General features: G+C 64.0%; 13 protein-coding genes. 3 read left to right on the top strand and 10 right to left on the bottom strand.

The window, feature by feature from the left end; all coding sequences use genetic code 11:
• Window positions 1-61: 61 nt before the first annotated feature.
• From ACTJI5_RS01525 to ACTJI5_RS01505, 5 genes are all read right to left on the bottom strand, one after another.
• On the bottom strand, window positions 62-496 hold the full coding sequence (locus ACTJI5_RS01525) for an MAPEG family protein (protein ID WP_440859165.1): 435 nt from the start codon (window positions 494-496) through the stop codon (window positions 62-64).
• Between the two features lie 13 nt (window positions 497-509).
• A complete protein-coding gene (locus tag ACTJI5_RS01520; RefSeq protein ID WP_310253617.1) occupies window positions 510-941 on the bottom strand; it encodes an MAPEG family protein in 432 nt (143 codons plus the stop codon).
• 67 nt (window positions 942-1,008) lie between these two features.
• The gene (locus tag ACTJI5_RS01515; protein ID WP_440859164.1) at window positions 1,009-2,163 is read right to left on the bottom strand and encodes a CaiB/BaiF CoA transferase family protein; all 1,155 of its coding nucleotides are present in this window, start codon (window positions 2,161-2,163) and stop codon (window positions 1,009-1,011) included.
• 77 nt (window positions 2,164-2,240) lie between these two features.
• The gene (locus ACTJI5_RS01510; RefSeq protein WP_440859163.1) at window positions 2,241-3,566 is read right to left on the bottom strand and encodes an MFS transporter; all 1,326 of its coding nucleotides are present in this window, start codon (window positions 3,564-3,566) and stop codon (window positions 2,241-2,243) included.
• A gap of 88 nt (window positions 3,567-3,654) precedes the next feature.
• On the bottom strand, window positions 3,655-4,848 hold the full coding sequence (locus ACTJI5_RS01505) for a type III PLP-dependent enzyme (RefSeq protein WP_440859162.1): 1,194 nt from the start codon (window positions 4,846-4,848) through the stop codon (window positions 3,655-3,657).
• Window positions 4,849-5,065: 217 nt separating this feature from the next.
• On the opposite strand from ACTJI5_RS01505, the gene ACTJI5_RS01500 reads away from it, so the two are divergent.
• Window positions 5,066-6,760 (top strand): FAD-dependent oxidoreductase, encoded by a 1,695-nt coding sequence (locus ACTJI5_RS01500; protein ID WP_440859161.1) that lies wholly within the window; start codon window positions 5,066-5,068, stop codon window positions 6,758-6,760.
• Between the two features lie 12 nt (window positions 6,761-6,772).
• Here ACTJI5_RS01500 and ACTJI5_RS01495 read toward each other — a convergent pair whose 3' ends face one another.
• The 5 genes from ACTJI5_RS01495 to ACTJI5_RS01475 all read right to left on the bottom strand — a co-directional run bounded on the left by ACTJI5_RS01495 (window position 6,773) and on the right by ACTJI5_RS01475 (window position 11,837).
• The gene (locus ACTJI5_RS01495; protein WP_440859160.1) at window positions 6,773-7,873 is read right to left on the bottom strand and encodes an agmatine deiminase family protein; all 1,101 of its coding nucleotides are present in this window, start codon (window positions 7,871-7,873) and stop codon (window positions 6,773-6,775) included.
• 31 nt (window positions 7,874-7,904) lie between these two features.
• Window positions 7,905-9,077 carry a carboxynorspermidine decarboxylase gene (locus tag ACTJI5_RS01490; protein WP_440859159.1) on the bottom strand — a complete coding sequence of 391 codons (1,173 nt, stop codon included), beginning with the start codon at window positions 9,075-9,077 and terminating at the stop codon, window positions 7,905-7,907.
• Window positions 9,078-9,094: 17 nt separating this feature from the next.
• Window positions 9,095-9,445 (bottom strand): DMT family protein, encoded by a 351-nt coding sequence (locus ACTJI5_RS01485; protein WP_056374698.1) that lies wholly within the window; start codon window positions 9,443-9,445, stop codon window positions 9,095-9,097.
• Window positions 9,442-10,530, bottom strand: coding sequence for an alpha/beta fold hydrolase (locus ACTJI5_RS01480; RefSeq protein WP_440859158.1), 1,089 nt, complete (start codon window positions 10,528-10,530; stop codon window positions 9,442-9,444). The genes ACTJI5_RS01485 and ACTJI5_RS01480 overlap by 4 nt, the downstream gene beginning before the upstream one ends.
• Window positions 10,531-10,628: 98 nt before the next feature.
• Window positions 10,629-11,837 (bottom strand): saccharopine dehydrogenase family protein, encoded by a 1,209-nt coding sequence (locus ACTJI5_RS01475; RefSeq protein ID WP_440859157.1) that lies wholly within the window; start codon window positions 11,835-11,837, stop codon window positions 10,629-10,631.
• A 64-nt stretch (window positions 11,838-11,901) separates the two neighbouring features.
• Here ACTJI5_RS01475 and ACTJI5_RS01470 point away from each other — a divergent pair, with 64 nt between their 5' ends.
• Complete coding sequence (locus tag ACTJI5_RS01470) at window positions 11,902-12,891, top strand: threonine ammonia-lyase (protein ID WP_440859156.1); 990 nt, start codon at window positions 11,902-11,904, stop codon at window positions 12,889-12,891.
• A gap of 53 nt (window positions 12,892-12,944) precedes the next feature.
• Window positions 12,945-13,394: a hypothetical protein gene (locus tag ACTJI5_RS01465; protein WP_440859155.1), complete on the top strand. Its 450-nt coding sequence runs from the start codon at window positions 12,945-12,947 to the stop codon at window positions 13,392-13,394.
• The last annotated feature ends 175 nt before the right edge of the window (window positions 13,395-13,569 follow it).

Below are 13,569 nucleotides of genomic sequence, written 5' to 3'. Positions count from 1 at the left end.
CCGCTATCGGCCTTGGGCCATGCTGCCAGCGGCCCCCGCCTTCGCGGGGGCGACGGATTTTTCAGTGCAGCACGAAGCCGATGAAGGCGTGCAGGCACAGCGCGAGCAGCGCAAGGCTCGCCAGCGCGAACACGCCAAAGCGCCACAGCACCCGATTGACCGTCACCTGGATCAGGCTATGCACGATGCGCAACGCCACATAGGTCCACGCAATCTGCGCGTTGAGTCCACCGCCCATACCGCCGATCGCGAGTGCGAGCGCGACGGCGTAGAAGACTGTCGGCTGCTCCATCAGATGATTATAGTTGTGCGCCTTCCACTGCACTTCCTGCGGCAGCACATCGTCGAGTCCCTTGCCGGTGCCGCCGACCATCTTTGCGGCGTCGATCTTGGCGCGGCTCATCGCGGGGATACGCGTCGCGTACATCCAAACCCACATCACCATCGACCAGAGTGCCAGCACCGCGACCGGCCCCAATATTGCGTTATTTTCCATCGTCTCTTCCCCTTCAACCCAAAGTGGCAATCACCGCCAGCAACGCCAGTGCGAGCAGGCAGAAAGTCGACAGTCCGAAGATCGCGAAGCGAATGGGTACACGGTTCACGCGCGCCTGCCACAGGCTGTGAACGATCCGCAGAACGACATAGGCCCATGCAAGGCCGCGCGTCAGATCGGTGCTTCCGCCCGACAGGTGCAGGAAGATGATCACCGCATAAAAGAGCGTCGGCTGTTCCAGCAGATGCGTGTAATTATGCGATTTCCAGTTCACCTGCGGCGGCAGGATGTTTTCGAGGTCGGCCCCGCGGCCGCCCGGCGGCGCCGCTTTCAGATCGATGCCCGACTTGGCAAGCGCCGGAAACCGCGTCGCGGCGACCCAGCCGAGCATGATGAGCGTCCACAGCGCAAGGACCGCGCCGGGCGCGAGCAGGCTTTCAGGCATATATATTCCCCCTTATTTTGTGGGCCGGGATGCTAGAGCGCATCGCCGACAATGCAACGGCAGACGTTCAGGCCTTGTCGCTCGCCAGTTCCGCCCGGATCGCCGTCCCGTCGCCGTCGACGCGCGGCGCGAAGCCCAGCTCGTGCGGCGGCATCGCACCATATCGAACCGGCGGCTGCATTTCGTGGAAAGCGCCGACATCGGGATGCGTGCGGTGGCGGAAAAAACCCGTCGCGATGAAATGCGGATCCTCCCTGATGTCCTGAAGATCACGCGCGGCCATCGCCGGAATGTCGTTGGCGGCGAAGAGCGCCAGCCACTCGGCGCTGGACTTCGCCGGGGTCTTGCGCGCGATTTCGCTGTAGATGATCTGCATATGCTGTCCCTGCGCTTTCGCCGCCGCATATTCGGGCGTTTCGAGCAGGTCGGCGCTCCCGAGCAGCGCCATCAGCCGCGCGGTCGATTCGGGCGTATAGGGGACGATCGCGAGATGTCCGTCGCTGGTCGGGAAGGGCTGGCGTGTCGGGTCGAGCTGGCGCGGATAACCCGCGGGCCCGATCGGCGGGTCGAGCGCCGCGTCGCGCAGATGCTCGGTGAGCATGAACGATGCGAAGCATTCGAACATCGGCACCTCGACTTCCTGCCCTTCGCCGGTGCGCAGCTTGTGGACCAGCGCGGCAAGGATCGCCTGCGCGCCGAACTGGCCGGCGATCTTGTCGGCGATCAGCGAAGGGAAATAACGCGGGCTGGGGTTCCCGTCGACGCGCGGGAGAAGGCTGGTCGTCCCGGTCGCCGCCTGGATGACGTCGTCATACGCCTGAAGATCGGCATACGGACCGTCCTGCCCGAAGCCGGTGCCATGGACATAGATGATATCGGGCTTGATCGCCCTGCAGCCCTCATAGTCGAAGCCGAGGCGCGCGATCGCCCGGCCACGGACGTTGTGGAAGAAGACATCGGCGGTCGCGATCAGGTCGCGCAGCGTTGCGGCATCCTCGGGCTTCTTGAGGTCGAGCGCGATCGAGCGTTTGCCGCGGTTCACCGTCAGGTGGATCGACCCCATCGTCGGGTCGGGAACCCCGCTGCCAAGGTAGCGCGAAATGTCGCCCGTCCCCGGCGTTTCGACCTTGATCACCTCGGCGCCAAGGTCGGCGAGCATCTGCGTCGCATAGGGTCCGAAGATGACCGTGGTGAGGTCGATGATCCGGATCCCCGACAGCATAGGCATAACTCCTCCTCTTCCGGCGCGCAGGATAGAATGATTGCAAAGTAAAACGGAAGAGGCTTCCGCGATTTTCCTTACGCCGTAACCGGCGCCGATTCGCCACTGCCATTTCCGGCAGCATAGGCGGCGGAAATCCGCCGATAGGATCGCGAAGCGAACGCGACCAGCGTCAGCGCTACCCCTAGGACGCCGGCGATCGTGAAGACGAGCGCGATCCCGCGTTCGGGGCCGCGGCCGTACCAGTCGCCGACCGCATCGGCGCCCGCACCGTCGGTCATGAACGGCACGAAGACGAATTGGGTGAGCGGCGCGATAAGGAAAGCGGTGAGCGGCGAGGCGGCCTGCTCGACCGACTGGGCAAAGCCGAACACACGCCCCTGCCGTTCGAAAGGCACGACCTTCTGCAGCGCCGTCTGTTCGGCCGCTTCGGCATAGGGGCCGAGGAACATCCAGATGAAACAGCCGACGGCGAGCAGCGGGATCGACGACTGGATTGTAAACACCGCGGCGACGATCCATTCGACGAGGCACACGAAGAGCAATGTGCGGATTGGGTTTGCGCCGAGGCCGGTGCGTGAAATCACGATACCGCTGAGGATGAAGGCGCAGGACAGGACCGCCCAGAGCAAACCCCACTGCTCGACCTTCATCAACGACAGGCCATAGGCGTCCATCAACGCCATGAACACGCCGCCAAGAAAATTGTTGAAGCAGGAGAAGAGGATCAGCGCAAACAGACCGGGGATACCGAGCACGACGCGCAGCGTCCCGGCCAGGTCGATGCGTCGCGGTGTATCGTGCGCTTCGGCGTCGCGCGGCTCGTCGACGCGAATGAACAGGAGGTGGACTATCGCAATCAGCGAAAGGCCGACCGCGAATCCGAGCGTCGCGACCATCCCGCCCCATGCAACGAGAAACCCGCTGATCGCCGAGGTAGTGAGAAAGCCGATCCCGCTGACCATCCCCACCAGCCCGTTCGCCTTGTCGCGCCGGTCCTCGGGTACCAGCAACGTCACCAGCGTCGGCAGCGCGATCATGCGGATATTGCCGGCGATCACGGCGAACATCGAGACGAGAATGAAGAGCCACAGAGAGACGCTCGCGACCTCAGCGCCGCGGATGTCGGGGTCGAGCATATAGCCCGCGAGCGCGAGCGCGTAGAGGGTCAGCGAGGCGAGGCTCGACACCAGCATCATGTTGCGCTTGCCATGATGGTCGACGAGGCTGCCGAACCAGATACCGAGCGCGGACGTCAGGACGAGATAGATGCCCGCGATCATTCCCGTTGCGAACACCGACTGGGTTTCGAGGAAGGTCCAGAAGGTCAGCGCGAACCACACCGTGAAATTGGTGATGTTGGCCACCAGATTATTGGCAAGAAGGTGATGGAAGGGCTGCATGGGCCGCGCAATCTAGCGCCTTGGTCCAAAAGGAAAAGGGCCGGTCACATCGCTGCGCCGGCCCTCGGTTTTTTCGTGTGGCTGTCCGTCAGAACAGCTTGGTCACCGTCGCGCTGCGGCGTTCCTGCTCGACTTCGCCGGTGTAGAGGCTGACCATCGGTTCGTCGCTGACGACATGGGTTTCATCGGCGCCGAAGCCGTTGAACTTGGTCCGCATCGCGCAGCCATAGGCGCCGAGCATGCCGATCTCGATGAAATCGCCCGCCTTGATGTCCGCGGGCAGGAAGAACGGCCCAGCCATATGGTCGAGATCGTCGCACGTCGGGCCATAGAAGCTGAACGGCACCATCTCGGCGTCGCTTTCGACGTCGCGCTGCAGCGACACCGGGAAGCGCCAGCCGACGTGCGCGGCGTCGAACAGCGCGCCATAGGCGCCGTCGTTGATGTAGAGCTCGTCGCCGCGGCGCTTTTCGACGCGCACGATCAGCGAGCTATACTCGGCCGACAGCGCACGGCCCGGTTCGCACCACAGTTCCGCCGAATAGCTGATCGGCAGGCTTTCGAAGCTGCGGTGGATCGTGTCGAAATAGGCGTCGAGCGGCGGGGGTTCCATGCCCGGATAAGACGACGGGAAACCGCCGCCGACATCGATGATGTCGACGGTAACCGACGCCGCGACGATCGCCGCGCGGACGCGTTCCATCGCCTGCGCATAAGCGTGCGGGGTCATCGCCTGGCTGCCGACATGGAAGCAGATGCCGAGCGCATCGGCCGCCTGGCGGGTCGCCATCAGCAGTTCGACGACCTCGTCGGCCTCGGCGCCGAACTTGGCGGCGAGGCTGAGCTTCGAATGGTCGGACGAAACGCGGAGGCGCACGAGCAGGTTCAGGTCGGCCGCGCCTTCGGTTGCACGGACGATCTTTTCGAGTTCGTCGAGCGTGTCGAGCGAAAAGGTGCGCACGCCATGCTTCCAATAGGCTTCGGAAATCGCTTCCTCGGCCTTTACCGGATGCATGAAGCAGAGCGTCGCTTGCGGCAGCGTACGCGCGACGAGCCGGACCTCGGCGATCGAGGCGACGTCATAATGCGTGACACCCGAATCCCACAGCACGCGCAGCAGGTCGGGCGACGGATTCGCCTTGACCGCATACATGGTCGTGCCGGGAAAACGCTCGATGAAGAAACGCGCTGCGCGCCGCGCGGCGTGCGGGCGGACAAGCGTAACAGGTTCGATCGGCGAAAGTGCCTGAATCAGCCCGTGGGCGCTATGATGCTGGTGCAACTCAAGGGACCCCCAAAAATAACGTTCAACACAAAGGCTGCCTTGCGGTTATTGGAAGTCCCCCTGGGGCAGCGGAGGGCGATATATGCAGGGGGGTCCCCCCTGTAAAGACCCTATCGCGCAATTTTGTAATAGCGCGGTAACATGAAGGGCGAACCGGGGCGGGCGTGCGCCAAACCGCGCGAATGCGAGACAAGGTCGCTCGCCGGCGCTAGGGATGAACGTTATCGAACCCGGAAAGGATCTGCTCGCCATGGTGTCTCGCGCCGAGGTCAATTATAATTTCACCGACGCGGAACTGGACGAACTGCGCGCGTTCGGCACGGTCGAATCGCACAAAGCGGGCGATCTGATTGTCGAGGAAGGCGCGATGGCGCCCGATTGCATCATCACCCTGTCGGGACACACCGACATCTTTGCGTCGACCGACGAAGGCCGCAAGCGCGTCGGCTGGATGGAGCATGGGCAATTCGCGGGCGACCTGTCGGTGCTGACTGGACAACGGCATTTGTCGCGCGTCGAGATGGGCGCCGACGGCGAGATCATCCGCATCGCCCACACCGATTTCCAGCGCCTGATCGCGGGCAACAGCCATTATTCGGACATTTTCGTTCGCGTCCTGTCGGCGCGGCGCGAGTTCAGCAAGCATCGCGGCTTTGCAGTGACGATCGTGATCGGCGCGGCGATGGACCGCAGCGTCTATGCGCTGCGCGACCTGCTGATGAAGCATGGCGTCGCGCATCGCTGGTTCGACCCCGCCGACGGCCCCGTCGCCGCGCATCTGCTGGCGGAGCGCGGGCTAACCGAAGACCAGCTTCCGGTAGCCATCCTCGGCGCCGCCGACGTGCTGATCCAGCCGACACCCGAACAGCTTGCTGCGGGGCTCGGGCTCGACCTGCTGCCCGACGGCGCGACCGCCGATGTGCTCGTGGTCGGCAGCGGCCCCGGCGGGCTCGCGGCGGCGGTCTATGCCGCGTCCGAAGGGCTGACCGTGATCGCGCTCGATTCGCTCGCGCCCGGGGGGCAGGCGGGGACCTCGTCGAAGATCGAGAATTACCTCGGTTTCCCGACCGGCATTTCGGGCAACGAGCTGGCGCGCCGCGCGACCGTCCAGGCGCAGAAATTCGGCGCGCGGCTGGTGTCGCCGGTGCGCGCGGCGTCGATCAACCGCGACGGCGACGCCTATTGCCTGCACCTCGCCGACGGGCGCAAGCTGCGCAGCCGCGCGGTGGTCGTCGCGAGCGGCGCGAAATATCAGAGCCTGCCGATCGACGGCATCGAATCTTATGAAGGCCGCGGCATCTATTACGGCGCGACGCCGATGGAAGCGCAGCTGTGCAGCGACGCCGAGGTGACGATCGTCGGGTCGGGCAATTCGGCGGGGCAGGGCGCGATCTATCTCGCGAGCGTCGCGAAGAAGGTCCATGTCATTTTCCGCCGTGGAAGCCTGCGCGAAACGATGTCCGAATATCTGGTCAAGCGCCTCGAAGAGCATCCGAATATCGAGATCATCCCGTCGACCGACGTCGTCGCGCTGCATGGCGAGGACCGGCTCGCCGGGCTGACCTATCGCTGCCGCGAAACGGGCGACGAGGGTCATTGCGATTGCGGCTTCCTGTTCCTCTTCCTCGGCGCGAGCCCGAACACGACCTGGCTGCCCAAGGAAATGGTGTGCGACGAGCGCGGCTTCGTAAAGACGGGCACCGACATCGCGCCGCTTGAACTCGTCAAGGCGGGCTGGTCGCTCGACCGCATGCCGAGCCGGTTCGAAACGAGCTGGCCGCGCATCTATGCCGTCGGCGACGTGCGCAAGGGATCGGTGAAGCGCGTCGCCTCATCAGTCGGCGAGGGGTCGGTGGTGGTCAGCGACATCCATCAGGCGCTGGCCGAGATCGGTGCAGCGGAATTTTGACTTCCCGAATTGTCAGATTTTCGGCTGTTGTTGCGTCGCGCAGTGGATGCCTCCACCCGATTCGCCGATCGCATCGATTTCGATCATCTCGATCGTCCGCCCGGGATAGAGCGATTGCAGCATTTCGCGCGCGCGGCCGTCGGCGGCCGTGTCGCCGAACTGTGCCGCGATGACGGCGCCGTTGCAGACGTAATAATTGACATAGCTGGCGACAAAATCGGGCTCGGCCGACCGAATATCGACCGGATCGGGCAGGCGAAGAATTTCGAGCTTTTGCCCTCGCGCGTCGGTTGACCGCCGCAGGATTTCCAGCGTTTCGTGCCCCGACACCGACCATGGGTCATCGGGGTCGATTTCGTCGCCCAACTGGATCAGCAGCTTGCCCGGCCCGACGAACCGCGCCAGCGCGTCGATATGATAGTCGGTGATGTCCTTGCCCGCGATCCCGGGCGCCCAGATCATCTTCTTGCCGCCGAGCGCCTTGAGCAGCTTTTCGCCGACCTCGTCCTGGCTCATCGGGTTGCGGTTGGGATTCACCCAGCAGCTTGCATGCGCGAGCAGCGTTCCCGCGCCATCATGTTCGACCCCGCCCTGCTCGCCGACAAGTCCCGTTTCGATCAGCGGCATTCCGAGCCGCTGCGCTACCCGCTCCGCAATTCGGGCATCATTGGCATGCGGCTGTTTATTGCCCCAGCCATTGAACCGGATATGCGCGACCGCGAGCTTGCCGGCAGCGTCGCGAACAAAGGTCGGTCCCGAATCGCGGCACCACAGATCGTCGGTCGGGATGTCCCAAAGCTCGACCTCGCCGGCCAGCAGGGCGCGCGCGCTCGCCGCATCGGCATTCGCCACCAGCATCGCGACGGGCTCATGGCAAACGATCGTGTTGGCGATCCGTGCGATGGCACGCTGTACGCGCCTTAACGACGCGCGGTCATAGACGTCCAGATTGACCGGCCACTGCATCAGCGTCCGCTCGTGCGGTTCCGCTTCCAGCGGCATTTCGTAACGGGCGCCGGCCTGGACCATATTGTCGTTCACCTCGCCGCAGGCCCATATCGCGGGTGCCAATGCCGCGCCCGCGCCGGCGCGCAGAAAATGCCGTCGATCCAACGCTCCACTCCCGCCGTCGCGCGGCTCGTCGCTAACCCAGCCGCGTCTTGAAATCCTCGTAACCGAATTCGCGGATCAGCCGGAGCTTATCGCTTTCGCTGTCCCAAAGCCAGATCGACGGCAGCGGGACGCCATTGAAGGTGTTGGTCTTCACCATCGAATAATGCGCCTGGTCGAGGAAGGCGAAGCGCTGGCCGATGCGCGCGCCGCCGGGCAGACGATAGTCGCCGATGACGTCGCCTGCGAGGCACGACGGGCCGCCGAGGCGCGTCGGCATGCCTTCGCTGCCCTCATTGAGCATCGCGGGGCGATACGGCGCTTCGATCACGTCGGGCATGTGGCAGGTCGCCGAAATGTCGGTGATGCCGATCGGCATGCCATTGTCGAACAGGTCGAGTATTTCGCCGACGAGAATGCCGGCGTCGAGCGCGATCGCCTCGCCGGGTTCGATCATCACGTCGCAGTCGGTCGATGCGCGGACCTGCTTCAGGAAGGCGATCAGGTCGTCGACCTGATAATCGGCGCGCGTGACATGGTGCCCGCCGCCGAAGTTGATCCATTTGAGCTGGTTGAAGAAGGGACGCAGCATCGGCTGCACGGCTTCCCATGTCCGCTGGAGCGGCGGAAAATCCTGCTCGCACAGGCTGTGCATATGCACGCCGTCGATGCCCTCCATATGTTCGGGGAGCAGCTGGGTGACCGGGAAGCCGAGGCGGCTGCACGGCGCGGCGGGGTCGTATTTGGCAACCTCGCCCTCGCTGTGCATCGGATTGATGCGCAGGCCAATGTCGAAGGTCACACCCTTGGCGCGAAGCTCGTCGAGCAGCGGGCGGAAACGCGCGATCTGACCGGGCGAGTTGAAGATGAGGTGATCCGACAGCGCCGCGATCTCGGGCAGGTCGGCTTCCTTATAGCCGGCGCAATAGGTCGCGACTTCACCGCCATATTCGCCGCGGCCGAGCCGGGCTTCGTAGAGGCCCGACGCGCAGACGCCGTCGAGATATTCGGCGACCACCGGCCCCAGCGACCACATTGAAAAGGCCTTGAGCGCCGCAAGCACGCGCGCGCCCGACGCATCGCCGATCTGGCGGAGCACCGCCAGGTTCGCGCGCACTTTCGCGGCATCGACGACGAAGGCGGGAGAGGGCACGCTGGTCAGGTCGAAGCGGGCAAAGGCTCCGGGGTCGCCGGCACGGGTTTCCATGTCGCTGTATATTCCTGTCAGACCGCAATCGGTCCCTTGAAGATGAAGAACGCCCCCGCCGCAATCAAACCGAAGCCGACGAGGTGGTTCAAGGTCAGCTTCTCACCGAGCCAGAAGACCGCGAACCCGGCGAATATGACCAGTGTGATCACTTCCTGCAAGGTCTTGAGTTCGGCGGCGGTGTAAACGCCGTAACCGATGCGGTTCGCCGGCACGACGAGGCAATATTCGAAAAAGGCAATTCCCCATGCGATCAGCACCGCGAGCCAGATCGGCCGCGACACGGCCCCGAGCTGCCCGTACCAGGCGAAGGTCATGAAGATGTTCGATACGAACAACAGGCCGATCGGCGCGAGATAGGCGGTCATTTGGGGTCTTTCGTCAGCGGCAGTACATCGCGAAGCAGCGCGGCAAAGAAATGCCCCGGTTCCTCGACCATCGGCATATGCGCCGAATGCTCGAGCCAGACGAGCTTCTTCGAGGGTGCCTTGACCTGTCCGAACCACTGGGCCGCCACCGGCGAAGGGACCGTATAGTCGTGCCGTCCGAGCAGGAAGATCAGCGGAACCTCGACCTTCTTCACCTTCGTGAAGCTGACGTCGGCGAGGCGCGGCCAGAGCGTCGTCACCGAAAACTCGCTGCCTTTGCCCCACGCCTGACGATCGGCCTCGCTATATTCGGGCGAAAGGCGCGGGGTCTGGAAATAATATTTGAGGTCGGGCTTGTTGTAGATCAGCGAGCCATAGGGGATCGCATATTTGCGCCAGCCGTCGGCTTTGGCGATGGTGAACTCGCCCTGCGGATAGGGCGCGAGCGCGTCGATCGCGGCGACGGCTTCCTTGTTGCCCGCCGCAAGCGCCTTGGCGCGCGTCCACGCCATGCCGGCTTTCTCGCCTTCGCGAAAATCGATGCCCTGGCCGACGCCGACATAGGCGTAGAGCAGATCGGGGCGCTTCACCGCGACCGACAGGCCGACGATCGAACCCCAGCTGTGGCCCATCAGCACGACCTTGCGCTTGGCATAGCGCTTCTTCAGCAATTCGATCAATTCGATGGTATCGTCGCGGTAGCGATCGGGAGTCATCGTCGGCGCGAGCGTCGCGGGATCGTTCAGCGGGTAGCTGCGACCGGCACCGCGCTGGTCGTACTGGACGACCGTAAAGACATCCTCCCACGGCCGCTGGAACGCCCAGGCAAAGGGCATTTCGACCGCGCCGGGGCCGCCGTGGACGAAAATCAGGATCGGATTGTCGCGGTCGGCACCGCGCACGTTCACGACCTGCCGTGCACCGCCCAGCGTGACCTCAAAGGTTTCCTGCACCCCGTTCGGGGTGACGATCTTGCCGATGTCGGCGACGATCGCGCGGGCGGGGGCATAGGCATCTTCGGGTTGGGCCGCCGCAGGCGCGGCGAAAGCAGCAAGCAACGCGAACGCCGCAATTCGCAATTTCATATCAACCACCTCTCGTCATTCCCGCGAAAGCGGGAACCCAGTTCCGCCGTGGCTACTGGGTTCCCGCTTTCGCGGGAATGACGAAAATGGAAGGTCGATCAGAAATCCAGCGGGCCGTCGAGTTCCTTCACCTGCCACGGCAGGCCATGCTGGTTCAGCATCTCCATAAAGGGATCGGGATCCATCTGCTCCATGTTGAACACGCCGTCGCCACTCCACGTCCCGGTGACCATCATCGCCGCCCCGATCATCGCGGGAACGCCGGTGGTGTAGCTCACCGCCTGGTTGCCGGTTTCGGCGAACGCGTCCTCATGGTCGCAGATATTGTAGAGGTAGAGCGTCTTTTCCTTGCCGTCCTTGCCGAGACCGGTCGCGATGACGCCGATATTGGTCTTGCCCTTGGTCGTCTCGCCGAGGCTCGACGGTTCGGGGAGCACGGCTTTCAGGAATTGCAGCGGGACGATCTCGCGGCCTTCGTAGATCACCGGATCGATGCGCGTCATGCCGACATTCTGCAGCACGGTGAGATGGGTGATATACGCCTCGCCAAAGGTCATCCAGAACCGGATGCGCTTGATTTCGGGCAGGTGGGTTTTGAGGCTTTCGATCTCCTCATGATACATGAGGTACATCGTCTTTTCGCCCACGGCCTCGAAGTCGAATTTCTGCTTCACCGACATCGGCGGGGTTTCGACCCAGTCGCCATTTTCCCAGTGACGCGCGACCGCGGTGACTTCGCGGATATTGATCTCGGGATTGAAGTTGGTCGCGAAATGCTGGCCGTGATCGCCGCCGTTGCAGTCGAGGATGTCGAGCGTGTCGATGCGGTCGAAATGATGCTTCTTGAGCCAGGTCGTGAAGACGCTCGTCACCCCGGGATCGAAGCCCGAGCCGAGCAGTGCCATCAGGCCGGCGTCCTTGAAGCGGTCCTGATACGCCCACTGCCAGTGATATTCGAACTTCGCCTCGTCGCGCGGTTCGTAGTTCGCGGTGTCCATATAATGCGCGCCGGTCGACAGGCACGCCTCCATGATCGTGAGGTCCTGATAGGGGAGCGCGAGGTTCACGACATGCGTCGCGCCGATCGAGCGGATCAGCGCCGCGGTCGCGTCGATATGGTCGGCGTCGACCTCGGCGGTCTTGATCGTGACGCCGGTGCGTTCCTTCACCGAGTCGGCGATCGCGTCGCACTTGAACTTGCGGCGGCTCGCCAGCGTGATGTCGGGAAAAATGTCGGGGTTCATCGCCATCTTGTGCACCGCGACCGAACCGACGCCGCCTGCGCCGATCACCAGAACCTTGCTCATCGAAAAATCTCCTGCGCCTAGCTATGTGGCTTGTCTTGTATGGCCGGCCCTATAGGACGAAGCCATGACACAGCAAAGCCCCGATCCCCTGCTCGATCCGAACCGCGCACCCACGCTTGCAGGGGTCGAACGCGCCGCGGCGAAAGTCGCTGCATTGCTCCCGCAAACGCCGCTGCTGCCGCTCGAAGTCGACGGCAAGACCATCTGGTGCAAGGCCGAATGCCTGCAGCCCGTCGGCGCGTTCAAGATCCGCGGCGCGTGGCACCGATTGTCCGACCTGACGCCCGAACAGGCGGCGGCGGGGGTCGTCGGCGTGTCGAGCGGCAATCATGCGCAAGGCGTCGCCTGGGCCGCCAAGCGGCTGGGGATCAAGGCGACGATCGTGATGCCGAGCAATGCGCCGGCGATGAAGCTCGCCGCGACGCGCCAATTGGGCGCCGAGGTCGTGCTTTACGACCGCGTCACCGAATCGCGCGATGCGGTCGCGGCGAAATTGCTCGAACAGCGCGGCGGGACGCTCGTCCATGCCTATGGCGACCCGTGGATCATCGAGGGGCAGGGCAGCACCGGGACTGAAGCGAAGGCGCAGATGGCCGCGCGCGGGATTGGCGGTCCCGACAAGGTCGTTGCGTGCTGCGGTGGCGGCGGCCTGTCGGCGGGGCTCGCGCTTGCGCTTCCCGATGCCGAGATCGTCGCGGTCGAGCCCGAGGGCTGGGACGATGTCACGCGCAGCCTTGCCGCCGGCGAAATCCTGTCGGTCGAGGATATGGCCTATCCGACCGAGTGCGACGCGCTCCAGACCCCCGAGACCTGGCCGATCAACTTCGCGGTGCTGCAGGCGCGCGGCGTGCGCGGTGTCGTCGTGACGCGGAGCGAAGTGCGCCATGCGATGCGGACGGTGTTCGAGAAACTGCACCTCGTCGTCGAGCCTGGCGGCGCCGCCGCGCTCGCCGCGGTACTCGCGGGCAAGGTGCCACTGACCGACTCGACGCTCGTCACGCTGTCGGGCGGCAATGTCGACCCGTTGAAGTTCGCGGAGATCATCACCGAATAGGCTCGCGGATACTTATCCGCGCCCGAGCGTTTGAACGGGGAAGGAGAAGCATGATGCAGAAGAGTGTAATTTTGGCGAGCGCCGCGGCGCTGGTCCTGTTGGCCGGTTGCGAAAAGGCCGAGGCGCCCGCGCCTGCGCCGACCGATGCCACGACCACCGAGGTTCCGGTCGAAACCATGCCGCCCGAAGGCGCCGAGGCGACCGATCCCGCGACCGCGCCGCATCGCTTTGCGAGCTGGGCGGGCAAATGGACCGGGGTCGAGGGCATGTACGCCACGATCACCCCCGCCGAGCCGGGCAAGTATAAGCTGGAGATGCAGTCGGACCTCGACACAAAGGGGACCTATGACGGCGAGGACAGCGAGCATGGCATCAAGTTCAAGCGCGGCACTGAGGAGCTGAGTCTGCATCGCGGCAACGGCGACGAAACCGGCCTCAAAAATCTCTTCGGCAAGAAGGAATGCCTGATCGTGAAGTCGGGCGAGGGCTATTGCCGGGACTAGCAAATAACTTCGTCATTCCCGCGAAGGCGGGAATCCCGCTAATGCGGCAAAAGCGGGATTCCCGCCTTCGCGGGAATGACGAGGAAAGAATTTCACCCATGTCGCCGGATTGTCATCGAACCGGCACGGAAATCGCATGAAAGCCTGCCATGCGCGGCCCCGGATCAACATTGTC

Origin of the sequence: Sphingopyxis sp. 22461 (genome assembly GCF_052044915.1) — a bacterium.
Taxonomy (GTDB): Bacteria; Pseudomonadota; Alphaproteobacteria; order Sphingomonadales; family Sphingomonadaceae; genus Sphingopyxis.
The sequence above is the reverse complement of the archived record's forward strand: the minus strand, read 5'-3'. Positions and strand labels throughout refer to the sequence as shown.